This is a genomic window from Oerskovia sp. Root918 (assembly GCF_001428945.1).
GTDB classification, from domain to species: Bacteria; Actinomycetota; Actinomycetes; order Actinomycetales; family Cellulomonadaceae; genus Oerskovia; species Oerskovia enterophila.
This window is the reverse complement of sequence record NZ_LMJG01000004.1, coordinates 45,832-71,651: the sequence shown is the minus strand read 5'-3', so window position 1 is coordinate 71,651 and position 25,820 is coordinate 45,832. Positions and strand designations below refer to the sequence as shown.

Annotated in this window: 20 protein-coding genes; 9 read left to right on the top strand and 11 right to left on the bottom strand. The window is 71.3% G+C overall.

Annotation, left to right across the window (positions count from 1 at the left end; genetic code table 11):
• Nucleotides 1-169 precede the first annotated feature (169 nt).
• Together ASE27_RS06320 and ASE27_RS06315 are read right to left on the bottom strand one after the other, a co-directional pair.
• A complete protein-coding gene (locus ASE27_RS06320) occupies nucleotides 170-3,367 on the bottom strand; it encodes a family 16 glycoside hydrolase (RefSeq protein WP_200955904.1) in 3,198 nt (1,065 codons plus the stop codon).
• Between the two features lie 293 nt (nucleotides 3,368-3,660).
• Nucleotides 3,661-4,275, bottom strand: coding sequence for a transcriptional regulator (locus ASE27_RS06315; protein ID WP_235534251.1), 615 nt, complete (start codon nucleotides 4,273-4,275; stop codon nucleotides 3,661-3,663).
• A gap of 54 nt (nucleotides 4,276-4,329) precedes the next feature.
• Between ASE27_RS06315 and ASE27_RS06310 the strand changes: the two genes are divergently transcribed.
• Nucleotides 4,330-5,625, top strand: coding sequence for an MFS transporter (locus ASE27_RS06310; RefSeq protein ID WP_056647671.1), 1,296 nt, complete (start codon nucleotides 4,330-4,332; stop codon nucleotides 5,623-5,625).
• Nucleotides 5,626-5,641: 16 nt separating this feature from the next.
• Here ASE27_RS06310 and ASE27_RS06305 read toward each other — a convergent pair whose 3' ends face one another.
• The 7 genes from ASE27_RS06305 to chvE all read right to left on the bottom strand — a co-directional run bounded on the left by ASE27_RS06305 (nucleotide 5,642) and on the right by chvE (nucleotide 15,238).
• Entirely contained in the window at nucleotides 5,642-6,445 is an 804-nt protein-coding gene (locus ASE27_RS06305; RefSeq protein WP_056647669.1) for an exodeoxyribonuclease III, read from the bottom strand.
• Nucleotides 6,446-6,744: 299 nt separating this feature from the next.
• The gene (locus ASE27_RS06300; protein ID WP_056647665.1) at nucleotides 6,745-8,373 is read right to left on the bottom strand and encodes an MFS transporter; all 1,629 of its coding nucleotides are present in this window, start codon (nucleotides 8,371-8,373) and stop codon (nucleotides 6,745-6,747) included.
• A 111-nt stretch (nucleotides 8,374-8,484) separates the two neighbouring features.
• Nucleotides 8,485-9,375 carry a bifunctional methylenetetrahydrofolate dehydrogenase/methenyltetrahydrofolate cyclohydrolase gene (locus tag ASE27_RS06295; RefSeq protein ID WP_056647662.1) on the bottom strand — a complete coding sequence of 297 codons (891 nt, stop codon included), beginning with the start codon at nucleotides 9,373-9,375 and terminating at the stop codon, nucleotides 8,485-8,487.
• A 109-nt stretch (nucleotides 9,376-9,484) separates the two neighbouring features.
• Nucleotides 9,485-10,771: a serine hydroxymethyltransferase gene (gene glyA, locus ASE27_RS06290; protein WP_056647660.1), complete on the bottom strand. Its 1,287-nt coding sequence runs from the start codon at nucleotides 10,769-10,771 to the stop codon at nucleotides 9,485-9,487.
• A 516-nt stretch (nucleotides 10,772-11,287) separates the two neighbouring features.
• Nucleotides 11,288-12,460 (bottom strand): multiple monosaccharide ABC transporter permease, encoded by a 1,173-nt coding sequence (mmsB, locus tag ASE27_RS06285; RefSeq protein WP_056647658.1) that lies wholly within the window; start codon nucleotides 12,458-12,460, stop codon nucleotides 11,288-11,290.
• A complete protein-coding gene (gene mmsA / locus ASE27_RS06280) occupies nucleotides 12,457-14,007 on the bottom strand; it encodes a multiple monosaccharide ABC transporter ATP-binding protein (RefSeq protein WP_056647655.1) in 1,551 nt (516 codons plus the stop codon). The genes mmsB and mmsA overlap by 4 nt, the downstream gene beginning before the upstream one ends.
• 106 nt (nucleotides 14,008-14,113) lie before the next feature.
• Nucleotides 14,114-15,238, bottom strand: coding sequence for a multiple monosaccharide ABC transporter substrate-binding protein (gene chvE / locus ASE27_RS06275; RefSeq protein WP_082608647.1), 1,125 nt, complete (start codon nucleotides 15,236-15,238; stop codon nucleotides 14,114-14,116).
• Nucleotides 15,239-15,510: 272 nt separating this feature from the next.
• Between chvE and ASE27_RS06270 the strand changes: the two genes are divergently transcribed.
• The 6 genes from ASE27_RS06270 (at nucleotide 15,511) to ASE27_RS06245 (ending at nucleotide 23,099) form a co-directional block, all read left to right on the top strand.
• A complete protein-coding gene (locus ASE27_RS06270) occupies nucleotides 15,511-16,767 on the top strand; it encodes an ROK family transcriptional regulator (protein WP_082608618.1) in 1,257 nt (418 codons plus the stop codon).
• Between the two features lie 121 nt (nucleotides 16,768-16,888).
• On the top strand, nucleotides 16,889-17,659 hold the full coding sequence (locus ASE27_RS06265) for an ATP-binding cassette domain-containing protein (RefSeq protein ID WP_056647650.1): 771 nt from the start codon (nucleotides 16,889-16,891) through the stop codon (nucleotides 17,657-17,659).
• Between the two features lie 550 nt (nucleotides 17,660-18,209).
• Nucleotides 18,210-20,240, top strand: coding sequence for a glycosyltransferase family 2 protein (locus ASE27_RS06260; protein ID WP_082608617.1), 2,031 nt, complete (start codon nucleotides 18,210-18,212; stop codon nucleotides 20,238-20,240).
• Nucleotides 20,204-20,572 (top strand): STAS domain-containing protein, encoded by a 369-nt coding sequence (locus ASE27_RS06255; RefSeq protein ID WP_056647647.1) that lies wholly within the window; start codon nucleotides 20,204-20,206, stop codon nucleotides 20,570-20,572. Before ASE27_RS06260 ends, ASE27_RS06255 begins: the two co-directional genes overlap by 37 nt.
• Complete coding sequence (locus ASE27_RS06250) at nucleotides 20,572-21,792, top strand: glycoside hydrolase family 26 protein (protein WP_056647644.1); 1,221 nt, start codon at nucleotides 20,572-20,574, stop codon at nucleotides 21,790-21,792. The genes ASE27_RS06255 and ASE27_RS06250 overlap by 1 nt, the downstream gene beginning before the upstream one ends.
• A 2-nt stretch (nucleotides 21,793-21,794) precedes the next feature.
• Entirely contained in the window at nucleotides 21,795-23,099 is a 1,305-nt protein-coding gene (locus ASE27_RS06245) for a family 16 glycosylhydrolase (protein ID WP_056647641.1), read from the top strand.
• Between the two features lie 145 nt (nucleotides 23,100-23,244).
• On the opposite strand, the gene ASE27_RS06240 is transcribed toward ASE27_RS06245, so the two are convergent.
• Entirely contained in the window at nucleotides 23,245-23,763 is a 519-nt protein-coding gene (locus ASE27_RS06240) for a GNAT family N-acetyltransferase (protein ID WP_036571229.1), read from the bottom strand.
• A gap of 93 nt (nucleotides 23,764-23,856) precedes the next feature.
• On the opposite strand from ASE27_RS06240, the gene purU reads away from it, so the two are divergent.
• Together purU and ASE27_RS06230 are read left to right on the top strand one after the other, a co-directional pair.
• Nucleotides 23,857-24,738, top strand: a complete 882-nt coding sequence (purU, locus tag ASE27_RS06235) for a formyltetrahydrofolate deformylase (RefSeq protein ID WP_056647638.1) — start codon at nucleotides 23,857-23,859, stop codon at nucleotides 24,736-24,738.
• A 22-nt stretch (nucleotides 24,739-24,760) separates the two neighbouring features.
• A complete protein-coding gene (locus ASE27_RS06230; protein WP_200955903.1) occupies nucleotides 24,761-25,249 on the top strand; it encodes a hypothetical protein in 489 nt (162 codons plus the stop codon).
• Nucleotides 25,250-25,321: 72 nt separating this feature from the next.
• On the opposite strand, the gene ASE27_RS06225 is transcribed toward ASE27_RS06230, so the two are convergent.
• A complete protein-coding gene (locus ASE27_RS06225) occupies nucleotides 25,322-25,789 on the bottom strand; it encodes a GNAT family N-acetyltransferase (RefSeq protein WP_235535369.1) in 468 nt (155 codons plus the stop codon).
• Nucleotides 25,790-25,820 lie beyond the last annotated feature (31 nt).

Below are 25,820 nucleotides of genomic sequence, written 5' to 3'. Positions count from 1 at the left end.
GTCGTGCGGGGGTGATACCGGGTGGTGCGCGGTCTCGCTGCGCCGAGTGCACGATGCGGCGGCGTCCCGCCTGGCGAGTCGCCGCCGCATCATGCACCTGGCGCGGGGTCGCTTGCTGCCGACCCCACGGGGCGGCGGCCGGTCATGCCGGCCGCCGCCCGGTCACGCGTCAGCCGCAGCTCGACGCGTCGTAGGTCGTCTCGACCACGACCTCCTTGCCTCCGGAAGTCGCCGTCACGGTCGCGGTCCCGGCCTCGATCGAGGTCGAGCGCGTCGCGAACGTCTGCTGGGCCGACTTGCCCGGCAGGACGCCGGTCATGGTCTTCTTGCCGAACGGTGTGCTGAGCACGACGTCGACGGGCACCGTGTCGTCGTTGACGGCACGCACGTTGAGCGTGACCTTGCCGGCCACGCACTTGGGCTGGACGGTCACGGACACCGCGAGCTCGGGCTCGGGCTCGGCACCCAGGTCCTTGACGCGGATGTTCCGGTAGGAGACCGTCTCACCGGCGCCGTGGTTCTGGATGCCGATGAAGCCGCTCGACAGGTCGCGCGCCGGGTCGGTGCTCGTGAAGTCGTTGACGAGCACGTCGTTGAGGTAGATCCGGATGCGGTCTCCCTCGACGCGGATGTCGTACGCGTTCCACTGCCCCACGGGCTTGAGCGCCGCGGTCACGGCCGCTGCGTCAGCGCCCTGGAACGTGTAGATCGCTCCCGTGGTGCGGTCGGCCGCGTCGCTCGCGTCGATCTGGATCTCGTAGCCCTGGTTGACCGCGACCCACGGGTCGTTGCCCGGGTTCGGGAATCCGACGAACACGCCGCCGTTGTCGTCCTTGACGAGCTTCCAGTCGAGCTTGAGCGAGTACTCCTCGAGCTCCTGGGCCGTGTACCAGAGCAGACCCATGCCACCGTTGGTGCGGATCGAGCAGTCGTCCTGGCGGCCGAACGTCCCGGAGCCCGCGAGCTTCCAGTCGGCCAGGCTCGCGAGGGTGCCGTCGAAGATGCCGCGGTAACCGTCCTCGACGTCGGCCGGGGAGCAGATGTCGGGGTTCTGCCCGATCGACAGCACGTCCAGGTTCACGTTGCCCTGGTCACCCTGGTCGTACTTGAGGGTGATCGTGTTGTGTCCCGCGGCGAGGTCGACGTCACGCGTGATCGTGTCCCACACCTTCCAGTCGCCGGTCGTGGGGAGGGTCCACGGACCGACCTTCTGACCGTTGACGTAGAGCGAGACGTCCTTGGCGCGCAGCTCGGTGTACGGGTGGATGCCGTTCGCGTAGCGCAGGTTGAGCGGGTAGGTGCCCGCCTCGGGAACCGTCACGGCGAACGTGCGGCCGGAGCCGACGTTCTGCATCCCGGCGGCGAAGCCGGAGCCGGAGTAGTTGCTGTGGTCCGAGCCGAGGCTCGAGCTGCCGAGCGGCTGCGCCTCCTCGGCCTCGTACCAGCCGCGGTCTGCCGGGGCGACGTAGCCCGGCAGCGAGTTGAGCGTGTACCAGGCCTCGGTGCTCAGGAGCTCGGTACCCTCGTCCGAGGCGAACGGACGCGGCGAACGCAGGTGCACGACGTGGCCGGGCTTGAGACCGTCGACCTTGAGCGTGACCGTCGTCCGGTCCTCGGACACCGTGGCGTCGGTGACGAACAGCGGCGACTCGTCGACCTTGGGTCCGCCGTACTGCTGCGTCGGCACGTAGCGCCACTGCTTGAGCGCGTAGGCGTCGGCCAGCTTCGCCACGACGGCGTCGGACACCGGATCGGTGTACTCGATCTCGAACCCGCCCTCGACGACGCGCATCTCCTTCATGTCGAACGAGTCCTCGTTGACCAAGGAGAGCTTCTGCAGGCCGAACCGCAGCTTGCCGGACTCGCCCCAGTTGCCGCCCTCGCCCGTGCCGCCGACGTACAGCGCGCCGTCGGGGCCCGTGATGACACGGTTGGCGCCGACCTCGAGGCCCGCGGTGTGGCGGAAGACCGCACCCTGGAACTCGCCGTCGACCTTCTCGAGGAACGCGCGCTGGAGTCCGCCGTAGGTGACGTCACCGAGGAGCATCTGCCCGGCGAACTCGCCGTCCTCGACGAGGATCGGGTTGCCCGGGGAGTTGGCGATCTCGTTCTGCGGGAGCCACAGCGCGGGCTGTGACACAGGGTTCGCGTCGAACTTCCCGGCAGGGGTCGTGAAGTGGTTGAAGAACTTGTCCTGCTCGATGTGGACGAGCTTGTTCGCAGGGAGCCACGCGCCCTGGTTGTCCGTCCCGAAGATCGCACCCTCGGGGCCGAAGCCGATCCCGTTCGGGGTGCGCAGGCCGCCCGCGACGTAGGTGACCTCACCCGTCGCACGGTCGATCTTGATCGACGTGCCACGGTTGGCTGCAGGCTGCGGGGTGGTCGTCGCGCCGCCGTTGTCGATCGCGACCGAGAGGTTGACGTAGAAGTAGTTCTCGTCGTGGATCAGGCCGAACGCGAACTCGTGGAAGTTGCCGCCGTCGGGCCATCCGGCGATCTTGGTGTGCGTGTCGTAGAAGCCGTCGCCGTCCGGGTCGGTGAGCTGCGTGAGCTGGTACCGCTCGGAGACGAAGATCGAGTCCTCGATGACCTCGATGCCCATGGGGTTGAGGAGCTGGTCGGCGACCTTCGTCACCGTGACGTCCTCGGGGCCGGTCGCGTCGATCACGCCGTCGAGGAGGTACACCTCGCCCGACGTCGGGTTGGGCCGCCAGCCACCGGAGCTCACGTCACCCGTGGTCACCACGGCCAGCTTCTCGTCCGGGGTGAACGCGAGGCCCGAGACCTTGGGCTCGAAGCCCGCAGGACGCAGGTCGACGAGCTCGTAGTTCGGGTTGACGGTGTCCAGGCGCAGGCCGTCGCCCGAGGTGTCCGTCGCACCCTCGCAGTACTTGTTGCCGGGCGCGGTCACGCGCACGACGTTGGCCTCGGTGCTCAGCACCGACGTGGGGACGACCACGAACGACGTGGCTCCGGGGGTCTTCCACGCGAGCGTCAGGCGCTGCTTGTCCGTCCCCTCGTAGTACTCGACGCGCAGGTCGTGAGCGCCCGCGGTCAGGGTGATCGCGCCCTCGACCGAGGTCGAGTCGTTCGGGCCGTCGTTCTCGAGCACGAGCTGGTCGTCGACATAGACCAGAGCGCCGTCGTCGTTCGTCACGCGGAACGAGTACTCGCCCTCAGCAGGCACCGTGAGCGTCGCGAGGGCGTGGGAGATGAAGCGGTCGGACGCACCGAACTGCTCCGGGGTGCTCCAGTCGATCGTCGGCATGAGCTTGTCGACGTTGGGCGTGGTTCCCGACTTGAGGGTGCACACCGAGCCGGGGTCCTGCGCGAGCTGGAAGGTCCGCAGCGTGACGCCGGGCTCCATCTCGGTCTCGGCAGCCTGAGCGGATGGAAGCGTCCCGACGAAGGCGAGGGGGACGAGCAGAGAGGCCCCGAGCAGGCCGGAGAGGCCTCTTCGATGGCGTGAGGGGATTCGCACTGGAGATCTTCCTCCTTGAAGACGGGTCAGCGATGACTTCTCGGACCCTAGGGAGGCTTTTGCTTGCTGTCAACCAAAAGTTGCAAGTTGTTAGACAGATCGAGGGTGAGATCGGCCCTGCGCGCCGAGTGCATGATTCCGCAGCGACACGCCCGGCGAGCCGCTGCAGGATCATGCACTCATCGCGGGTCGCGGCTCGTGTCGTGGTGGATCGCGACGAACACCGACCACGGCTCGCCGTCAGCCACCGGCTCGCGCTGCCGGAAGTCCTCGAGCACCTCGTTGAGGCGTCGCGAGAGCTCCTCCCGGCCTTCGGCATCGAGCCGCAGCCCGAGTCGCCCCATGTCGACGCTCGCCGGGTCGGCCACCGACAGCTCCTCGAGGAAGGCATCGAGCAGCACCTGCTGCCCGCCGGGTCCCAGGTCGGCGGTCCACGACCTGCCCGTCGCGAGGTACGGCACCTCTCTCGCCCCGCGCGCTCCGGTGCGCGCAGGCTGCGCGGCCAGGAACCCCCGCGCCACGAGCGTCCGGACGTGATGGAGCGTCGTCGCCGGATTCTTGCCGAGGATCTGGGCGATCTCCTTGTTGGTCCGCGGCTCGTCGAGGCAGATGCGCAGGATCCGCAGCCGCAGGGTCGACGCGAGCGCGCGCGCATCGGCGTCCCGCTCGGCGGCCGAGTCGCCTGCCGTCGGCAGGTCGACGATCGGCACATGGGCACCGCGGCCCGTGGTCGCGGCGACGGGTCCGGTCGCGGGTTCCTGCTCTGCAGAGGGGGTCGTACGGTCCGGGATCACCTCTACAGGCTAACTGATTGACATTTCTCAATCACTTGCCGCACGCTGTTCCGCATGACGTCCGACGAACCGCAGGTACGCACCGCTGCGTCTCCGCGCAGCCTGATCCACCACCGCGACTTCCGCTACCTGTGGGGCGGAGACGCGCTGGGGCAGCTCGGCGCGCAGCTCACCGGCTTCGTCCTCCCGATCTTCGCCGTGTCCCACCTGCACGCGACCGAGTGGCAGATGGGTGCCCTCAACGCGGCGGAGACCGCGGCGTTCCTGCTCCTCAGCCTGCCGGCCGGGGCGTGGGTCGACCGCATGCGCAAGCGCCGCGTGCTCGTCGCGGCCGACCTCGCCCGCGCGACGATCCTCTCGGTCGTGGTCGTCGCGGCCCTCACGGGGAACGCGAGCATGGCGCTGCTCATCGGTGCCGCCGTGATCATCAGCACCTTCAGCCTCTTCTTCGACGTCGCGCACCAGAGCTACGTGCCCGGCCTCGTCGGGCTCGACCACGTCGTCGAGGGCAACTCCAAGCTCCAGGCGACCCAGTCCGTCGCGATGATCGCCGGCCCCGCGATCGGCGGCGTCGCGCTGCGCGTGCTGTCCGCTCCCCTCGTGATGGTCGCGACCGTCGGCACCTACCTCGCGAGCGCGTTCGCGATGGCGCGGATCAGCCACCGTGAGGACCTGCCCAGCCCGGAGAACCGGCGTCCGCTGCGCACCGAGATCGCCGAGGGGCTGCGCTTCGTCGCGAGCGAACCGTTGCTCCGACGGATCCTCGCCTGCACGTCGCTCAGCAACCTGGGCGGGGCGATCGGCAACGCGGTCGTGGTCATCTTCGCCCTGCGCACGCTCGACGTCGGGACCGCGACCTACGGCGTCGTGCTCTCGGCGAGCGCCGCCGGCGGGCTCCTCGGCGCGGTCCTGGCCGACCGCGCGTCCCGCTGGGTCGGACCCGCCCGGATCATCCCCGTCTCGGCGGTGTTCACCGGCCTGTCCTACGCCATCACGCCCGCCGCGGCCGTCGTGGCGGTCACGGGCGCCGGGTCCACGCTGGTCCCAGTCGTGCTCGTGGTCGGAGGCTTCGTGTTCAACCTGGCGGTCGTCGTCTACAACGTCGCGCAGGTGAGCTTCCGTCAGCGGCTGTGCCCGCCCGCGCTGCTGGGCCGCATGAACGCCTCGGCCCGTTTCATCGTGTGGGGCCCCATCCCGATCGGCGGGCTGCTCGGCGGGTGGATCGGGACCGTGTGGGGCGTGGCTCCAGCGCTCTGGATCGGGGCCGTCGTCATGACGCTGGGCGCGCTGCCGGTCCTCCTGTCGCCGCTGTCACGCATGACCGAGCTGCCGGTCCCGGCCCACGACTGACCCCGGACGGGACGGGTCAGAGGTCGTACGTCGCGACCAGCGCGGCGTGGTCGCTCCAGCGGCTCTCGTAGTCGTCGGCGCGGTCGACCTCGACCTTGACCGCGTGCTCGGCCAGGGCCGGGGACGCGAGCTGGTAGTCGATGCGCCAGCCCGAGTCGTTGACGAAGGCTTGACCGCGCCAGGACCACCAGGTGAACGGGCCGGGCCCCTCGCCACCGTGACGCCGCCCGAGGTCCACGAACCCCAGGTCGTCGAACCAGGTGTCGAGGTAGGCCCGCTCCTCGGGCAGGAAGCCCGCGGACTTCTGGTTGCCCTTCCAGTTCTTGATGTCGACGTTCTTGTGCGCGATGTTCAGGTCACCTGCCACGACGACGAGGCCCCCCGCGGCCGAGAGCTCCCGCAGGCGCTCGGTGACCTTCTCCAGGTAGGCGTACTTCTCGTCCATCTTGGGCGTGCCGGCCGTGCCGGAGTGGATGTAGGTCGAGACGACCGTGAGCTTCTCGCCGGAGGGCAGCTCGAGGTCCGCCTCGACCCAGCGGCCCGTGTCCACGGGCGGCTCCGGCTCGCCCTTGCCCAGACCGATCCGCACGGCCGTCACGGGCAGTCGCGACGCCACCGCGACACCTGCCCGACCCTTGATGTCACACGCCTGGTGGGCAATGTGCCAGCCTTCGCCCAGGAGCTCGTTCAGGATCTCGTCAGGCGCGCGGACCTCCTGGAGGAGCATGACGTCCGGGGTCCGCGAGGCGACCCAGGCGTCCATCCCTCGACGGTAGGCGGCGCGGATCCCGTTCACATTGGCAGTAGCGATCGTCAGCACCCGGCCATCAAACCCCACGCCACCCACACGGGCGAAAACGGGGACGCGAGACGCTCGTCACGACACCTGCGCCACGTTGTCAGAAGCACACCGGGCCATCCACCGGCCCAGTTCTGACAACTAGTCCGTGCCCGTGACCCGTGGACCATCACCCCGTCGCTCGCCCCGCCAACCCCGCGACGCGCAACGCCAAGTTGTCAGAACCACACCGGGCTATCCACCGGCCCAGTTCTGACAACTCATCCGTGGCGGACACCGCCAGCCCCGCCAGCCCCGCCAACATCAGCGCACCATCACCATCACCCTCGCGCTGACGGACCAGCGGGAAGCACCGCCTCACGGAAGCGCCCCGCGAGCACGACCGTCGCGAGCGCCAGCAGGGCCAGCACCCCGAACCCCAGCCGCAGCGCGTCGGTCGTCGCGAAGACCCCCGTCATCGCTCCACCGAGCACGGCGCCGACGTAGGTGAAGATGTTGAGCCGGGCCACGGCCCGGTCGGTCGCCTCCTCGACGGTCGGAGCAGCTCCGACCACGTCAGCGGCGGCACCGTCGGCCGCAGCACCGTCGGCCGCAGCACCATCGGTCACCGCGCCGCGCCCTCCTTCCCCGAGGTCGTCACCCGACCCCGCCCGAGCAGCATCAGCCACCCGAGCCCCCTCGTCCGCCCGCGCACCCGGCGGCACCTCCGCGTCCGGCCCGTCGACCCGCACCCCGGTCCGCACCCCGACCCGCGCCGCCGCGACCGACTCCGCGGCCCGGTCGCCCGCGGCCGAGAACGCCATGGGAGCCACGACCCCGAGCCCCAGCCCGGTCGCCGCGAACCCGAGGACCGCGAGCGGCCACACCGGCGAGACCGCGACGAGCCCGAGCCCCACGACCCCCACCGAACCGCCGAGAGCCACGACGCGCACGCGCCCCCAGCGCTCGACCGCGCGGTCCCCCAGGAGCCGCGAGCAGATCAGCGTCGCCTGGTAGGCGCCGAACCCCAGCGGCCCGACGACGGCGCTCGCCCCGAGCACGTCCTGCAGAAAGGTCGCGCCCCAGCTCGAGACCGCGGAGTCCGCGACCGGGAAGGCCAGCATCGCGAGGCCGAGCACGATCACGGTCCCCGCCCCGACCATGCCCGTCGCGCCGCGAGCGCTCTGCACGGCGGGAACCACCGCGCCGCCAGGCCCGTCGCCCTCGTCGACCACCCCGGGACCGCCGCCCGTCCCGCTGACGGGACCGGCGCCGTCGGGCAGCGCGCGCACTCCGCTCCCGGCCGGACCCGGAGCCCCCGCGACCGCGACCGCCGCGGTCCGCGAGAGCAGCCCGGCCCGCAGCACGAGCACCGTGACCGCCACGACAGCCGCGACCAGCGCCAAGGACACGGGCAGCGCGATCCCCAGCCCCGCCGCCCCCGACACCGAGAGCGACCCGACGACCCCGCCCGCGGCGTTGGCCGCGAAGAACGACGCGATGAGGCTGCGCCCGTAGGCGCGCTGCACGTCGATGCCCTGCATCGACGTCGAGGCGTCGACCGACCCGAGCGCCACGCCGTACACCGCGAACGCGAGGAAGAACGTCGCGAGCAGCCCGGCCCCCGCGCTCAGCCCGACCGCGAGGATCCCGGCGGCTGCCACCAGGAGCCCACCGGTCACGACGCGCGCCGACCCGAACCGGGCGGCGAACCACCCGGACAGCGCGCTGCCCGTCCCCGCGCACACGCAGACCCCGAGGATCACGAGCGTGATGACGTCTGGGCCGATGCCGAGGTAGCGCTCGTACGTGGGGACGTTGGTCAGCATCACGGCGAAGCCGAAGCCCTGCGCCGCGTAGGCGGCCGTGGCGCTCCAGCGCGCGCGGCGCACGGGACGGGGGACGACGAGGGGGGCGGGGACGACGGCAACGGTGCCGTCGTCTCCCCCTGCCCGGGACGCGGGGGTCATGGCGGAACACTAGTCCTGCTCGGGCGCACAGCACGACAGGGCGTCAGAAAAGACAGGACGGGCGCGACCCGCAGGTCGCGCCCGTCCTGACGTGCCCGAGGAACCGCAGGCTCAGGCGGTGATCCCCGCAGCACGCTCGGCCGAGTCGACGACGTTGGCGAGGAGCATCGCGCGCGTCATGGGCCCGACGCCGCCGGGGTTCGGGGAGATCCAGCCCGCGACCTCGGCCACGGCCGGGTCGGCGTCACCGACGACGCGGCTCTTGCCGGTCTCCTCGTCGACCTCGCGCGAGACGCCCACGTCGATCACGACGGCGCCCGGCTTGACCATGTCGCGCGTGATGATGCCCTTGACGCCCGCGGCGGCCACGACGACGTCGGCCCGCCGGACGAGCGAGGCCAGGTCCTGGGTGCCCGTGTGCGTGAGGGTCACGGTCGCGTTGACCGCACGGCGCGTGAGGAGCAGGCCGATCGAGCGGCCCACGGTCACGCCGCGGCCCACGACCACGACCTCCTTGCCCACGAGCGAGATCCCGTGGCGCTCGATGAGCTCGATGATGCCGCGCGGCGTGCAGGGCAGCGGCGAGGTGACCTCCTCGTTGACGCGCAGCACGAGGCGGCCGAGGTTGGTCGGGTGCAGCCCGTCGGCGTCCTTGTCGGGGTCGATGAGCTCGAGCACGCGGTTGGTGTCGATGCCCTTCGGCAGCGGGAGCTGCACGATGTAGCCCGTGCACGCGGGGTCGTCGTTGAGGCGGCGGACCGCGGCCTCGATCTCCTCCTGCGTGGCCTCGGCGGGCAGGTCCTCACGGATCGACGACAGCCCGATCTCGGCGCAGTCGCGGTGCTTGCCCGCGACGTACCACTGCGAACCGGGGTCGTCGCCGACCAGGAGCGTGCCGAGTCCCGGCACGACGCCCCGCTCGGCGAGGCCGACGAGGCGGGTCTTGAGCTCGGACTTGATGGCGGCGGCCGTGGCCTTGCCGTCCAGGATCTGCGCGGTCATGGGGCTCCTCAGGGTCTGGCGGGGACGAACAGGCCGCTGGGTGCGGGGTACTTGACGCGGATCGGGCGGATCAGCGACAAGTGCTCCGCACCCAGCGGCTCACGGGTGACTACTGCGACAGACCCGGGTACAGCGGGAAGTCCGCCGTCAGCTTTCGCACGCGAGCGCTCAGGCCCTCGACGTCGGCGCCCGCACCGGCCTTGAGCGTGGCCGCGATGATCTCGGCGACCTCGGTGAACTCCTCGTCGCCGAAGCCACGCGTCGCGAGCGCGGGCGTACCGATGCGCAGGCCCGACGTGACGCGCGGGGGACGCGGGTCGAACGGCACGGCGTTGCGGTTCACGGTGATGCCCACGGCGTGCAGGAGGTCCTCTGCCTGCTGGCCGTCGAGCTCCGAGTGGCGCAGGTCCACGAGCACCAGGTGGACGTCGGTGCCGCCCGTCAGGACGGACACGCCCTTCTCGGCGACGTCGGGCTGGGCCAGGCGGTCCGCGATGATGCTCGCGCCGCGCAGCGTGCGCTCCTGACGGTCCTTGAACGCGTCGGAGCCGGCGATCTTGAAGGACACGGCCTTCGCGGCGACGACGTGCATGAGCGGGCCGCCCTGCTGGCCCGGGAACACGGCGGAGTCGATCTTCTTGGCGAACTCCTCCTTGGACAGGATGAAGCCCGAGCGGGGGCCGCCGATGGTCTTGTGGACCGTCGAGGACACGACGTCGGCGTAGGGCACCGGGGACGGGTGCAGACCCGCGGCGACGAGCCCGGCGAAGTGCGCCATGTCGACCCAGAGCTTGGCGCCGACCTCGTCCGCGATCTCGCGGAACGCCGCGAAGTCGATGTGGCGCGGGTACGCGGACCAGCCGGCGATGATCACGTCGGGGCGGGTCTCGAGGGCCGTCTTGCGGACCTCGTCCATCTCGATGCGGTACGACTGCGGGTCCACGCCGTACGCGGAGACGTCGTACAGCTTGCCCGAGAAGTTGATCTTCATGCCGTGCGTGAGGTGGCCGCCGTGCGCCAGCTCGAGGCCGAGGATCTTGTCGCCCTTGTTGATGAGGGCGTGCAGCACGGCCGCGTTGGCGGTCGCGCCCGAGTGGGGCTGGACGTTGGCGTGCTCGGCGCCGAACAGCGACTTGGCGCGCGCGATCGCGAGGTTCTCGGCGACGTCGACCTGCTCGCAGCCCCCGTAGTAGCGGCGGCCCGGGTAGCCCTCGGCGTACTTGTTCGTCAGGACGGAGCCCTGCGCCTGCAGGACGGCGCGCGGCACGAAGTTCTCCGACGCGATCATCTCGAGGGTGTCGCGCTGACGTGCGAGCTCCCCGTCGAGGACCGCGGCGATCTCCGGGTCGACCTCGAGCAGGGACTGGTTCAGGACGTTGTCCGGCTGGGCGCTCATGCGTCTCCTTGGGTTCTGTCTGCGGATGACGGTCTCGTGGGGAGGCGTGCTCTATCCGGGCACGTCCCCACAGGGGGCGACCCGGGGCCCAGGCGAACGACCCGTCGTCTACACAGCATGCCGCTCCCCGGTGGTGATCCACCATCCCCGTCCGTCCCGCGGCCTCCCCGGAGGGCGGCGTGCGGGGCGCGGGTGCGCCAGTCGCGACGTGCACGATCCTAGCCCACGTCGGTGGGCGGCGGCAGGTGGTCCGCATCACGCCGGGTCCCGGTCTCGTCGCGGCCGGCTCAGGCCCGACGGCGGAGCGCCCGTCAGGTGGTCGTGCCACCCTGAGCCTCGCCCCCGGCGGGCAGGTCCGACGCCCACGCGCCCGTGGCGCGCTCCGCCGTCGGGCGTCCGGGCACGGCACAGCGGGGTGCGCGCGGCTCTCGCCGCACGCACCCCGCTGTGCCGGTCACGTCAGGACGGGTGTGCGCCCGTCCTGACGTCCCCCCACCGCGACTCCCCCACGACGGATCAGGAGAGTGCGGCGCGCCTCTTGCTCAGCAGGTCGAACGCGACCGCGAGGAGCAGGACCAGGCCCTTGATCGCCTGCTGCCAGGCGGCGTCGACCGCCATGATCGACAGCCCCATGTTGAGCACGCCCATGATGAGCGCACCGATCATGGCCCCGGACACGCGCCCCACGCCGCCCGCGACCGCGGTGCCGCCGATGAAGCACGCGGCGATCGCGTCGAGCTCGTAGTTCATGCCCGCAGCGGCCACGCCGGCCCCGGCGCGCGAGGTCGTGATGACGGCCGCGACCGCGGCCAGGACACCCATGTTGACGAAGATGCCGAAGTCGACCCGGCGCGAGTTGACGCCCGACAGGACCGCGGCGTGCCGGTTCCCGCCGATCGCGTAGACGTGCCGACCGAACACGCTGCGGTTGAGCACGAACGAGTACGCGATGATGAGGATGCCCACGATGAGCAGGACGATCGGCGTGCCGCCCGAGCTGAGCGAGAGCCAGTACGTCACGACACCGATGAGCACCGCGGCCAGGACGATCTTGACGACGAACGCGGGCAGCGGCTCGACCGCGAGCTCGTGGCGACGCAGCGAGGTCCGCGAGCGCCACTGGGCGATCGCGAAGGCCACGATCCCGATCGCGCCGATCACGAGGGTCACGACGTCGAGGTTCCCGACGAACCCGAACCAGTTGGGCACCGAGCCGTTGCTGATCGCGATGAACCCGCTCGGCAGGCCCGCGACCGTGGTGCCGACCAGGACGATCGCCAGGCCACGGAAGATGAGCATGCCCGCGAGCGTCACGATGAACGCGGGGATGCCGACGTACGCGACCCAGAAGCCCTGCCACATCCCGACGAGCGCCCCGACCCCGAGGGACAGGACCACGGCGAGGAGCCACGGCAGGTCCCACTGGCTCATCATGATGGCGCACAGGCCGCCCACGAACGCGACGACCGAGCCGACCGACAGGTCGATGTGCCCCGCGACGATCACCATGACCATGCCGATCGCGAGGATCATCACGTAGGCGTTCTGCTGGATGAGGCTCGCGACGTTGTTCGGGTAGAGCAGTCGTCCGTCCGTGAGGACCTGGAACAGCAGGACGATCACGAGCAGTGCCGCGACGATGCCGTACTGGCGGACGTTGCGGCCGAGGTATTCCCTGACGGCGTTCATCGGACGGTGACTCCCTTGTCCATGGTCATGTAGTGCATCAGTGCTTCTTGGGTGGCGTCGGCGCGCGCGACCTCGCCGGTGATCCGGCCCTGGCTCATCGCGTAGACACGGTCGCACAGGCCGATGAGCTCGGGGAGCTCGGAGGAGATGACGACGACGGCCTTGCCGGCGTCGGCGAGCGCGTTGATGATCGCGTAGATCTCGTACTTGGCGCCCACGTCGATGCCGCGGGTCGGCTCGTCGAGGATCAGGACGTCGGGGTCGGAGTAGACCCACTTCGACAGGACGACCTTCTGCTGGTTGCCGCCTGAGAGCTTCCCGACGACGGCCTCGACCGTCGGGGCCTTGATCCGGAAGTCGGTGCGGTAGCGCTCGGCGACCTGGGTCTCGGCCTGCGAGTCGACGACGCCCCAGCGCGAGACCTTGCCCAGCGCCGAGGCCGAGATGTTCTCGCGGATGGTCTGGATGAGGTTGAGCCCGTACCGCTTGCGGTCCTCGGTCGCGTAGGCCAGCCCGTGGGCGATGGCCTCCTTGACGCTGCGCGTGCGGACGAGGGTCCCGTTCTTGTAGACGCTGCCGGAGATCCTGGAGCCGTACGAGTGGCCGAACACGCTCATCGCGAGCTCGGTGCGCCCTGCGCCCATGAGGCCGGCCATGCCGACGATCTCGCCCGCCCGCACGTGCAGGTTCGCGTGGTCGACGACGACGCGGTCGGTGTCGATCGGGTGGTGGACCGTCCAGTCCTCGATGCGCAGGACCTCCTCGCCGATGGTCGGCTCGTGGTCCGGGAAACGGCTGTCGAGCGAGCGTCCGACCATGCCGCGGATGATGCGGTCCTCGGTCACGGGCTCGGCGCCGTGCAGGTCGAGCGTCTCGATCGTCGCGCCGTCGCGGATGATCGTCACGCGGTCGGCGATCGCGGCGATCTCGTTGAGCTTGTGGGAGATGATGATGCAGGTGATCCCGTGGCTGCGGAACTCGTCGATCAGCTTGAGCAGGTGGGCGCTGTCCTCGTCGTTGAGCGCCGCGGTGGGCTCGTCGAGGATGAGCAGGTCCACGCGCTTGGACAGCGCCTTGGCGATCTCGACGAGCTGCTGCTTGCCGACCCCGATGTCCATGGCCTTGGTCGCGGGGTTCTCCCAGAGCCCCACGCGCTCGAGCAGCGCTGCGGCCTCGCTCGTGGTGCGGTGCCAGTCGACGATCCCCGCGGAGGCCTTCTCGTTGCCGAGGAAGATGTTCTCCGCGATCGACAGGTGCGGCACGAGCGCCAGCTCCTGGTGGATGATCACGATCCCGCGGGCCTCGCTGTCCCGGATGGTCCGGAACTCGCACGTCTCGCCGTCCATGACGATCGTGCCCTCGTAGGTGCCGTGCGGGTAGACGCCCGACAGCACCTTCATCAGGGTCGACTTGCCGGCCCCGTTCTCCCCGCAGATCGCGTGGACCTCGCCCCGACGCACGTCCAGCGTGACGTCCTGCAAGGCCTTGACGCCGGGGAACTCCTTGGTGATCCCCCGCATCTCGAGGATGTTGCTCTCGCTGGCCATGGGTCAGCTCCTCACTCGTCCGTTCCTGTCGACGGTGCGCGCGGCCGTCGGCCGACCGCGCCACCTCGTCGCTCGTCCTGCTCACCTCGGGCACGGCGCGGACCGGTCAGAGGCCGAGCTTCTCGGCCGTGTAGAAGCCGGAGTCGACGAGCGACGACTGGACGTTGTCCGGCGTGACGACCTGCGGGTCGAGCAGGTACGACGGCACGACCTTCACGCCGTTGTCGTAGGTCGTGGTGTCGTTGACCTCGACCTCCTCGCCGTCGATGATCTGCTGGACCATGGTGGCGACCTGGTCACCGAGCGTGCGGGTGTCCTTCCAGACCGTCATGGCCTGCTTGCCCGCGAGCATGTTCTTGACGTTGGCCTCGTCGGCGTCCTGACCCGTGACGAGCGGCCAGGCGTCGCCCGGGGTGTAGCCGCCACCCTCGAGCGCCTGCTCGATGCCGAGCGCGAGCGAGTCGTTGGGCGACAGGACGACGTCGACCTTCTTGTCGGTGTAGAACGAGTTGAGACGGTTCTCCATCTCGGACTGGGCCTTGGCGGACTCCCAGCCCTGGATGCCGATCGTGGTCCAGTCGTCGACCGTGGCGGGCGCCTTCCCCGAGGGGACGACGAGCTGGCCCTTCTCGACGTAGGGGCTCAGGACGTCCCAGGCTCCCTTGAAGAAGAAGCGGGCGTTGTTGTCGTCGGGCGACCCGGCGAAGGGCTCGAGGTTGAACGGGCCTGCGCCGCCGGCCAGACCGAGCTGCTCGGCGATGAACTCGCCCTGGAGCGTGCCGACCTTCTCGTTGTCGAACGTCGCGTAGTAGTCGACGTGCTCGGAGTCGTTGATCAGACGGTCGTAGGCGATGACCGGGATCTCCTCCTTGGCCGCGGCGTCGAGGACGGGTCCCAGGGCCGTGCCGTCGATCGAGGCGATGACGAGGACGTCCGCACCCTGGTTGATCATGTTCTGCAGCTGCGTGATCTGCTGGTCGACCTTGTTGTCCGCGTACTGGAGCGTGGTCTCGTAGCCTGCGCCGCCGAGGAGCTCCTCGAGGTGGGCGCCGTCGTTGTTCCACCGCTCGAGGCTGCGGGTGGGCATCGCGATACCGATCAGGGGCGTGTCGGTCCCCGTCTCGCCACCACCGGACTCTTCTCCCGCACGCTCCGAGCTGCAGGCCGTGAGAGCACCGAACAGCAGCGTCATCCCGGCAGCTGCGGCGACCGCCTTGCGCATAGACGTCATCGTCATTCCCTTTCGTCTTCGAACCAGGGGGCGGGCCTCAGCTGTGAGACCCGGGATGCCTCCGAGCCGCGGAGGGAATCCGCGTGGCCTCGGTCGGCACTGCAGTGAAACTAGCCACCCTTGAGTTCGAGCGTCAAGCGCAGTAATCAGTTCGTGACCTAATTGTGTTCGAGACTCGAACTCACGATGGAAGCGGTACCACCCCCGGGCGCCCGCAGAATCCCCGTCCTGCCTCACTTCTGCGGCCCTCGGGAGCGTGTACGCTCCTTCCTGTGAACAACGACCGGTCCACGCCCGGCTCGCAGACCTCACTCCGAGAAGCGAACCGAACACGCATCGTGGATGCGGTGAAGCGCTACGGCGGGCTCACCCAGGTCGAGCTCGCCGAAGCGACGGGACTCTCGACGGCGACGGTCTCGACCATCGTCAAGGAGCTGACCCAGGCAGGGGTCGTCGACACCCGACCCACCTCGCGCTCCGGGCGTCGCGCCCTCAAGGTGACCCTCGCGCGCCAGCTCGGTCTCGTGGCCGGCATCCAGTTCGGCCACCGCCACCTCAAGGTCGCGCTCGGAGACTTCGGCCGCACGATCGTGGCCGAGCAGCAGATGCCCCTGCCCGTCGACCACCGCGTCGACACGGGCCTGGACCGCGCCGCGCTCCTCGTCATGGACCTCCTCGAACGCGTCGGTGCCTCGACCGACGAGCTCCTCACGGTCGGCATGGCCCTGCCCGCCCCGGTCGACATCTCGACCGGGATGATCTCGGTGCGCGGCATCATGCGCGGCTGGGACGACCTGCACGTCGGCCAGGTCATGTCCAAGCGGCTCGCCCGCCCCGTCGTGGTGGACAACGACGCGAACCTCGCCGCGCTCGCCGAGGCCGAGCTCGGCGCGGCCCGGGCCGTCCGCGACTCGGTGTTCGTCCGGGTCTCGTACGGGACCGGGGCGGGGGTCGTGATCAACGGGAACGTCCACCGCGGCTACGCGGGCACGGCCGGCGAGATCGGGCACGTCCAGGTCGACCCCGCGGGTCCCATCTGCCGCTGCGGCAACCGCGGGTGCCTCGAGACGATCGTCGGCTCCGACGCGCTCCTCGCCCTGCTGCGCTCGAGCCACGGCGACCTCACGCTGCGTGACGTCATCTCCCGGGCGCTGGCCGGCGACCCGGGCTGCAGCCGCGTCGTGGCCGACGCTGGCGACCGCATCGGCATCGCGGTCGCCACGCTCGCGAGCGCCATGAACCCGCAGGTCATCGTCGTGGGGGGCGAGCTCGCCGAGACCGGCGAGATCCTCGCGGGCCCCCTGCGCGACGCCGTCCGCCGGCACCTCGTCCCCAACACGATCGCGCCCGTCGAGGTCGTGCTGAGCGAGCTCGGCCCTCAGGCCGAGGTCATGGGTGCGCTCGCGCTTGCGCTCCAGTCGACCGACGTCGCGAGCGACGTCCGCCTGGCTCCCGGCGCCCCGGGCCCGGTCGGGCTGTCGACGCCTCCGGACCCCGGTGGCACGAGCCGGTCGGGGGCGACCGGATGAGTCCCACCACCCGACCGACGACGACCCGCGCGCCGCGCGGGACCGCACGACCGCCGCACCACGACGACGTGGTCGGCCCCCCGACGCCCTCGGGCGCCCGAGCACGAACAGGTGACACGACGTGAGCAGCACCTCCGCCCTCCCCGCACTGTCGTTGCACGGCATCGACAAGTCCTTCGGCGCGGTCCGCGCGCTCGAAGGCATCGACCTCGAGGTGCGACGAGGCGAGGTCGTCGCGCTCGTGGGCGACAACGCCGCGGGCAAGTCGACGCTCGCCAAGGTCATCGCGGGCGTGCTGACGCCGGACGCGGGCATCATCGAGTCTGACGGCGTCCCGGTCACCATCCCGTCCCCGGCCGCGGCGCACGCGCTGGGCATCGCGACCGTCTTCCAGGACCTCGCGCTGTGCGACAACCTCGACGTGGTCTCGAACCTGTACCTCGGGCGAGAGCTCCACAAGGGTCCGCGGCTCGACGAGGCCGCGATGGAGGAGAACGCGCGGCGCATCCTGCGCGACCTCACGTCCCGCATCCCCTCGGTGCGCACGCTCGTCTCCGACCTGTCGGGCGGGCAGCGCCAGAGCGTCGCGATCGCCCGCACGCTCCTCGGGGACCCGCGCATCGTGGTGCTCGACGAACCCACGGCCTCGCTGTCGGTGTCGCAGACGGCCGAGGTCCTGACCCACATCGAGCGCCTGCGCGACCTGGGCCACGCCGTGATCCTCATCAGCCACAACATGACCGACGTGCGCGCGGTCGCGGACCGGATCGAGGTGCTGCGCCACGGGCGCAACAACGGCAGCTTCTCGGGACCGGGCACGAGCTACGAGGAGATCATCGCCGCGATCACGGGCGCCATGACGACCCCGCGCCGCAGCGCCCGCCTGGCCTGAGAGCACGGCGCCGCGCAGCGCCCGGCGACCAGTGCGGCCGGGCCTCTGAGCGCTGCCCCGCCAGGCCCTTCCTCCCTGCCGGCCCCCTCGTTGCCGCCCGCCCCCCCGACCCACCGGACCGCTCGCCGCGACGCGCGTGGCGCCGTCGGGCCGTGCTGGCGGCGCAGGGCGCGCAGGACGCGCAGGGCGCGCGAGGCGCGCGGACGCCCCGCGACCGCGTGCGCTGCACGTGACGCCCCCGTGAACGGGACGTCAGCCACCGTGACGGGGCGTTACCACCGGGTTGCCGACCTGTGGAGATGTGGGCGCATAACGAACATCCGCCACGAAAGGCGCACCGAGGTGCTTCCGTCTCGGCCACCGTTGCCCCTACGTTCGGAGCACGACACCGCAGGAGGCCCGGACGCACCGGACCACCCGTCGTCGTGACAGGCACGCAGGGGTGTCTCTGCCCGTCCCGACGTCATCGCCGCCGCCGCTCTCGAGCCGCCGTGCGCGTCCTGCGTCGCACGACGACCCGACCTGGTCTCGTCGTCCGGCGGAGGTACGCATGGGAAGCAGCAGGCTCGCAGCGGTACGGCTCCTGGCCGTGGTCGCGGTGGCGTTCGGGCTCGTCTACATCGGGTGGCGGTGGTCGGGGACCGTGGCCTGGGACGCCTGGTGGATCGCGGTCCCCCTGGTCCTGGCCGAGACGTACAGCCTCGGCGAGACCGTCCTCTACGCCCTGACCATGTGGAACGCGAGGCGTCGCGCGCCGGCTCCCCCGGCTCCCGAGGGCCTGAGCGTCGACGTGTTCGTCACGACCTACAACGAGCCCGTGGACCTGGTGCTGCGCACCGCGATCGCTGCCCGGGACATGACGTACCCGCACACGACGTGGATCCTCGACGACGGCAACCGGTCCGAGCTCGAGGTCGCGGCCTCGCGCGTGGGGATCGGGTACATCACCCGCGGCCCCGAGTGGGAGGGGCGTCCCCGCTTCGCCAAGGCGGGCAACGTCAACAACGCGCTGTTCCGCACGAGCGGCGATCTCGTCGCGATCCTCGACGCCGACCAGGTCCCCGAGCCGCGGTTCCTCGACCGCGTCCTGGGGTACTTCGACGACGAGGAGGTCGCGTTCGTCCAGACGCCCCAGCACTTCTGGAACGTCCCCCCGAGCGACCCCCTGGGCACCCAGGCCGAGCTCTTCTACGGCCCCATCCAGCAGGGCAAGGACGGGTGGGGGGCCGCGTTCTTCTGCGGGTCGAACGCGGTCCTGCGGCGCGAGGCGCTCATGGCGCTCGGGCTGACCCGGTTCAGCCGGGACGCGCGCGGCAGCATGCGGGCAGCGCTGCGGGCCGGCCGGTCTCGCCTCCAGGACCTCCTGAGCCAGCTCGCGGTCCGCGAGCCCACGGCCATGCCCGTGGCCGAGCAGGCGCTGGCCGCGGTCCGCCGGGCCGAGGGGCAGTTCCGCCGGGGCGACGTCCTGACCGAGATCACCTCGGAGCTGCGCTCGGCCTTCACCGCCGCGCTCGCGCCAACCCCCGGGGTCGCCGCCCTCCCCGAGGACGTCGCGGGAGAGCTGCTGGGCGAGCTCGACGGCGTCCTCGAGCTGGTCGACGTCGCCCGCACCGACCAGGCCCTGACCATCAACCCGCTCGACACGACGACCATCACCGAGGACATGGCCACGGCCATGCACCTGCACGCGATGGGCTGGACGAGCGTCTACCACCACGAGGTGCTGGTCCGCGGCCTCGCACCCGAGGACGTGGGCACCGCGCTCTCGCAGCGCCTGCGCTGGGCGACCGGGTCGATGCAGGTCTTCTTCCGCGACAACCCGCTCATGGTCCGCGGGCTCACGCTCGCCCAGCGGCTCATGTACCTGGGCACCATGACGAGCTACCTGAGCGGCTTCGCCGCCCTGGTCTACCTCTCGGCACCGGTGCTGTTCCTGACGGCCGGGATCTTCCCGCTGCATGCCGACCCCACGTTGTTCTTCCTCCACTTCATCCCGTTCTTCGTGGCCTGCCAGCTCCTCTTCCAGCTCTCCGGCAGGGGAAGCCGCGGGCTGTGGCGCGGGCAGCAGATGTCGTTCGCGCTGTTCCCCACCTGGATCGCGGCGACGCTCTCCGGCGCGTCGGCGGTGTTCCTCGGGCGGCACGTCGCGTTCTCGGTCACGTCCAAGACCAAGCAGGCGACGGGCACGGGCTACCGGCACGTGCTCCCCCAGGTCGTGGCCGCGGTCGTCCTGATCGTGGCCTCTGCGGTCGGGGTCGCCCGCATGCTCGTCGGCGAGGCCTCGGCCCCGGCGACGTACCTGACCCTGGGCTGGGTCGCGGTCGACCTCGCCCTCCTGTCCGCCGCGCTGCGCGCAGCGCGGTACACCGGGCCCGGCGACTCCGTCGTGGACCCCACTCCCCCGTCCGTCGCGCTCCTCGCGGCCCAGGCCGTGAGCGACGGGCTCGACAGCAACGACAGCAACGGCGCTGAGCTCTCCTCCCTCCTCGACCCGACGGATCTCCCGCTCGACCTCACCGTCCGCCACGTACCCAGGAGCTCGCCATGGCCACCATCGTCAGCGCACCCGACCTCACCCTGACCCACCCCGTCACGAGCATCGGCCTCCCGTCCGGTGGTCGGCTCGACGCCGCCGCCGTCCTCTCCCTGCGCGGCCCTGTCGCCACTGCTGTCGCCGACGGCCCGGTGCTCGTCCTCCTCGACGTCTCGGGGGTCGACGGCGTCTCGCCGTCCGGGATCGCCGGCCTGCTGGACCTGTTGCGCGTGGTCCGCTCGCGCGGCGGGGACCTGCGGATCTTCGGCGCCTCGACCGCCGTCCAGCACGCCTTCACGGCCCTGGGCCTCGATGCCGTGGCGCGCGTCTACGGCGGTCACGACGAGGCTCGAGGTCTCCTCGCCTCCCGGGCCTCCTGATGACGTTCTACCTCCCGGGCGCCGGCGGTCGCAGGCGTCGGCCCGGCCTCGTGACGCCCGTCATGATCATGTTCCTGGGCGTGGGCGCGGTCGGCGCGGGGTTCGCGGTCGCGGGTCCGGCCGAGGACACGGCGCCTCCCGTCCCCGAGACGTGCACAGCCGACGCCGCACAGGTCGTCCCGGCCGACGGCACCCTGCTCGGGGTCAATCTCGACTGGGCGTCCGAGACGCTCGAGGAGCACCGGACGTACCTGGGTCACGCCCCGGCCGTCGCGGTCCAGTTCTCCGACGTCCCCTACGACCGCGCGACCTGGGAGCACACGGTCAGCGCGGTCACCCAGATGAAGGCCAACGGCGGCGTGCTGCTGCTGACCCTCGAGCCGCACGCTGGGCTCGCCGCCATGAGCGACGAGGTGATCGCGACGCTCGCCCACGACCTGCGCGAGGTCAACCAGCAGGGGGTCGCGGTCGTGCTGCGGTTCGCGCACGAGATGAACGGCTCGTGGTACGCGTGGGGTCAGCAGCCCACGGCGTACGTCGAGACGTTCCGGCGGGTCGCCGCGGCGGTCCACGACCAGGCACCGGGTACGGCCATGATGTGGGCCCCCAACTACGGGGGCGGCTATCCCTTCACGGGCGGGCAGTTCGCCGCGCTCCCCGGGTCGGCCGACTACGCGGTGCTCGACACCGACGGCGACGGCACGGTCACCATGGCCGACGACAGCTACCTCCCGTACTTCCCGGGGGACGACGCCGTGGACTGGGTCGGGGTCTCGCTCTACCACTGGGGCAACCAGCGCCCGTGGGGCAACAACGAGGTCCCCGAGGACGGCAAGTTCCTCGCGATGCTGACGGGCACGTACGTCGGCACGGCCGGGGACGACGCCGCCGTCCCGGACTTCTACACCGTGTACGGCGTCGAGCACGGCCACCCGGTCGCGGTGCCCGAGACCGCGGCGATCTACACGCCCTCGCGCGGCGGTGCGGCCGAGCTCGACATCAAGCGCGCCTGGTGGCGCCAGGTCTTCTCGCCCGAGACCCACGAGCGGTTCCCGCAGCTCAAGATGGTCAACTGGTTCGAGTGGGACAAGTACGAGATCGAGATCGACGACGACGTCGACTGGCGCGCGGCGGGTGCCACCGACGTGCGCGACGCGTTCGTCGCCGACCTCCCGTCGTGGCTGCGCTACGCCGAGGACGTCTCGACCTGCGAGGAGTGACCATGCACCGGTCCACGCACCCCAGCCGCCTGCTCACGGTCGTGATCGCGCTCGCGGTCCTCGGCACGCTCGCGGCCGCGGCCGTCGGTCCCCCCGCCGCCCGGACCGCGAGCGCCGCCCCGACCATGGGCGCACCGCCCGGCCCCCTGACGTGGTCGGACGAGTTCGACGGCGCTCCCGGCGCCCCGCCGGACCCTGCGCGCTGGCGCCTCGAGACCGGAGGCAGCGGCTGGGGCAACAACGAGCGCCAGTACTACACCGACAGCCCGAGCAACGCCTCGACCGACGGCGCCGGGCACCTCGTCATCACGGCCCGCCGGGAGAACCCGGCCGACCACCAGTGCCACTACGGTCGCTGCGAGTACACGTCGGCGCGCCTCATCACGGCCGACCGCTTCGCCCAGCAGCACGGGCGCTTCGAGGCGCGGATCAAGATCCCGGGCGGGCAGGGCACGTGGCCCGCGTTCTGGATGCTCGGGCAGGACATCTTCACGACCGAGCCCTGGCCCGCGAGCGGCGAGATCGACGTCATGGAGAACGTCGGCAAGGAGCCGGGCACGGTGTGGGGAAGCCTGCACGGTCCCGGGTACTCGGGAGCGGACGCGGTGCACGAGTCGTTCACGCTCCCCGGCGGTGAGCAGGTCGCCGACGACTTCCACACCTTCACGGTCGACTGGGGGCCCGACGCGATCACCTGGTACGTCGACGGCACGGCGTACTCGCACAAGACCCCCGACGACACCGGGGGCGGCGCCTGGGTGTTCGACGACCCGTTCTTCCTGCTGCTCAACCTCGCGATCGGCGGCGACTGGCCCGGGTCGCCCGACGAGAGCACGACGCTGCCCGCGCAGATGGTCGTCGACTACGTCCGGGCCTACGCGTGGGACGAGACCGACGGACCCGGGACGGCCCCGGTCGCCTCGACGGGCCGGCTCGTGGGGCTGGGCGGGAAGTGCCTCGAGCTGCCCTGGGGAGACACCGCCCCGGGCGTGCCGGTCCAGGTCCGCACGTGCTCGGACGCCGCCCACCAGCAGTGGACGTTCGAGCCCGACGGAACGGTCCGCACGCTCGGGCGCTGCCTCGACGTCGCGTGGGGTGCGCGCGAGGACGGCGCGAAGGTCCAGACCGCGCCGTGCTCGGGCGACCCTGCCCAGCAGTTCGAGCTCACCGGGAGCAACGACCTGGTCAACCCGCAGGCGGACAGGTGCGTCGACGTCACCGACTTCAGCACGACCGACGGGTCCCCCGTCCAGCTCTGGGGCTGCGCCGGGTCCGCCAACCAGAAGTGGTGGGTCGCCTCGCCCTGAGTCCGTCGTCGCCCGAGCCGTCCCGCGCACCGCGGGACGTGCCTGCGCGGCGGGCGCTCCGCCGTCGGGCACCCACCGCGGTGCGCCGGGACGCAGCGAGGCGCGTCCCCCAGGTCGGGGGACGCGCCTCGTGCGTACCGGTGGGTCAGTCCTGCCCGACGGCGTCGCTCGCGTTGCGCGCCTCGGCCTCGCCCAGGATGCGGCGCAGGTACGTGTAGGTGAGGTCGCCCGCGGCCTTGTCGTACTGCTCCTCGTAGCCGTGACGCGTGTAGAGCTCGAGGTTCTGCTTGGAGTCCTTGCCCGTGAAGACCCAGATCTCCGTGGTCTCCTCGGGCAGGTGCGGCAGCACCGCGAAGAGCATCTGCGTGCCGATCCCGCGGCCCTGCAGGTCGGGGGCGACCGCCAGGCGACCGAGCGTGGCCTTGCCGCCCTCGATCTCCACGCGCACCGAACCGACCAGGCGCGGCCCCTGCCACGCACCGAGCGTGATGACACCCGGGGTCGCCAGGTCCGTCTTGAGCTCCGCGAGCGTCTGGGTCAGCGGGGGGATGTTGGGGTCCCCGTAGAGCTGTGCCTCGGTGACGAACGCTGCCCGGCGAAGCGTGAGGAGCTCCCCCGCGTGCTCGTCCGTGACGAGGTCCATGGTCATCGGCGTGTCGGTCATGGTCCCATCGTGTCAGATCCCGGCAGGGCCGACGTGCTTGTCCGCGGGTGGAACCGTGCCCGTCTCAGCCCCCATCGCGGCTACCCTGGGACCGTGTCCAGCACTCCCCTGTCGAGCGCTCCTGCGCCCACGCCCACCCACTGGGTCCTCACGCTGTCCTGCCCGGACGGTCCGGGGATCGTGCACGCCGTCGCGGGGACCCTCGCCGAGCACGGCGGCAACATCACCGAGTCGCAGCAGTTCGGCGACCCGTTGTCCGGGCTGTTCTTCATGCGCGTCCAGGTCGAGTCGACCGCGTCGCGCGACGAGCTCGAGACCGCGCTCGCGCCCGTGATCGAGGCGTTCGACATGACCTGGAACCTCGACGTCGTCGGGCGCCGCGTGCGCACGCTCGTCATGGTCTCCAAGGCCGCGCACTGCCTCGTCGACCTGCTCTACCGCGAGCGCTCGCAGGGCATGCCCATCGAGGTCGTGGGCGTCGTGGGCAACCACCGCGACCTCGAGGACATCGCCGCTTTCTACGGCAAGCCGTTCCACCACGTGCCCGTCACGCGCGACACCAAGGGCGCTGCCGAGGACCGGCTGCGCGAGCTCGTGGCCGAGCTCGACGTCGAGCTCGTCGTCCTCGCGCGCTACATGCAGATCCTCTCGGACGACCTGTGCCGGGACCTGTCGGGCCAGGTCATCAACATCCACCACTCGTTCCTGCCGAGCTTCAAGGGCGCCCGCCCCTACGCCCAGGCGCACGACCGCGGCGTCAAGCTCATCGGCGCCACGTCGCACTACGTCACGGGCGACCTCGACGAGGGGCCGATCATCGAGCAGGACGTCGAGCGCGTCGACCACTCGCGCGCCGTCGAGGACCTCGTGGCGCTGGGCGAGGACGTCGAGCGCCGCACGCTCGCACGGGCCGTGCGCTGGCACGCCGAGCACCGCGTGCTGCTCGACGGGCACCGGACGATCGTCTTCCGCTGACGGACCGGTCCGCGCGGCTCCCGTGACCATCCCCCCGCAGGCCACTCTCCAGGTCGTCACCACCCGGTGGACCAAGCGTTCGCGCGGCGGCGACGCGGCGACCGTGCGGAACGCGACGCCCGTCGCGTTCCGGCTCCCCGCCGGGTCGGCGCCCCTGGTGCACGCGGTCGAGATGCACGAGGAGCACGGCTTTCGACCGGTCGAGTCGATCGGCGGTCCGGCGACCGCGGAGACGGTCTCCCTGCGCGTGCGCGAGGGCCGGCTGACCGTGTTCGTCCCGGTCCCCGCGTGGCACGCGATCCCGCCTCGGCCACGGCGGCCGCCCGCGGTCCGTCTCGCCCCCGGCGAGTGGGTGCGCTGGCAGCTCAACTTCCGCTTCTCGAGCCTCGCGGGGATGCAGGACTGGTCGTACTGGCAGGACACCGTCAACGTCGCCTGCGGGCCGGTGACGCACGACGTGTTCCTCGGCACGCCGACGTACCTGGTGGATGAGCGCGGCTCGTTGCGCTGACCGGTCCGCGCGGGCACTGGGAGCGCGGACATTCGTCCGGGAGCCGCCGTCTGCCGCCCACCGCCCGCTGCCTCAGAGCGGCAGCTTGAACCCCTCGTGCGACTGCGCGTACCCCAGCGAGCGGTAGAACCGGTGCGCGTCCTCGCGCGCCTTGTCGGACGTGAGCTGCGCGAGCGACGCCCCGCGCTCACGGCCGCGCTCGTGCGCCCACGCCATCATCGCGCGCCCGATCCCCTGGCCCCGCAGCCGCGAGTCGACCCGCACGGCCTCGACGAGCAGCCGGGTCGCTCCGCGCCGCGAGATGCCCGGGACGAACGTCAGCTGCATGACCCCCATGACCTCGCCGCCCACGTCGGCGACGACGAGCTCGTTGTTCGGGTCCGCGTCGATCGCGGCGAAGGCGGTGTGGTGCTCGTCCCCCAGCTCGCCCGTGCGACGGGCGGCGATCGCGTCGTCGGCGATGAGCTCGACGACGCGGGCGAGGTCGTCGCGGCGGGCGGTCCGGAAGGTCACGGGGCTCGGGGTGGGATCGGTCGTCACGGCTGGGCACGCTACCAGGCACGGGAAGACG

What these genes read in the sequence shown, in the direction of transcription:
- ASE27_RS06295 (WP_056647662.1), bottom strand. Translation starts at nt 9,375, where the DNA reads ATGACCGCGCAGATCCTGGACGGCAAGGCCACGGCCGCCGCCATCAAG.
- ASE27_RS06310 (WP_056647671.1), top strand. Translation starts at nt 4,330, where the DNA reads ATGACGTCCGACGAACCGCAGGTACGCACCGCTGCGTCTCCGCGCAGC.
- ASE27_RS06250 (WP_056647644.1), top strand. Translation starts at nt 20,572, where the DNA reads ATGACGTTCTACCTCCCGGGCGCCGGCGGTCGCAGGCGTCGGCCCGGC.
- mmsB (WP_056647658.1), bottom strand. Translation starts at nt 12,460, where the DNA reads ATGAACGCCGTCAGGGAATACCTCGGCCGCAACGTCCGCCAGTACGGC.
- ASE27_RS06320 (WP_200955904.1), bottom strand. Translation starts at nt 3,367, where the DNA reads ATGGAGCCCGGCGTCACGCTGCGGACCTTCCAGCTCGCGCAGGACCCC.
- ASE27_RS06260 (WP_082608617.1), top strand. Translation starts at nt 18,210, where the DNA reads ATGGGAAGCAGCAGGCTCGCAGCGGTACGGCTCCTGGCCGTGGTCGCG.
- mmsA (WP_056647655.1), bottom strand. Translation starts at nt 14,007, where the DNA reads ATGGCCAGCGAGAGCAACATCCTCGAGATGCGGGGGATCACCAAGGAG.
- ASE27_RS06240 (WP_036571229.1), bottom strand. Translation starts at nt 23,763, where the DNA reads ATGACCGACACGCCGATGACCATGGACCTCGTCACGGACGAGCACGCG.
- ASE27_RS06245 (WP_056647641.1), top strand. Translation starts at nt 21,795, where the DNA reads ATGCACCGGTCCACGCACCCCAGCCGCCTGCTCACGGTCGTGATCGCG.
- ASE27_RS06255 (WP_056647647.1), top strand. Translation starts at nt 20,204, where the DNA reads ATGGCCACCATCGTCAGCGCACCCGACCTCACCCTGACCCACCCCGTC.
- ASE27_RS06300 (WP_056647665.1), bottom strand. Translation starts at nt 8,373, where the DNA reads ATGACCCCCGCGTCCCGGGCAGGGGGAGACGACGGCACCGTTGCCGTC.
- chvE (WP_082608647.1), bottom strand. Translation starts at nt 15,238, where the DNA reads ATGACGTCTATGCGCAAGGCGGTCGCCGCAGCTGCCGGGATGACGCTG.
- glyA (WP_056647660.1), bottom strand. Translation starts at nt 10,771, where the DNA reads ATGAGCGCCCAGCCGGACAACGTCCTGAACCAGTCCCTGCTCGAGGTC.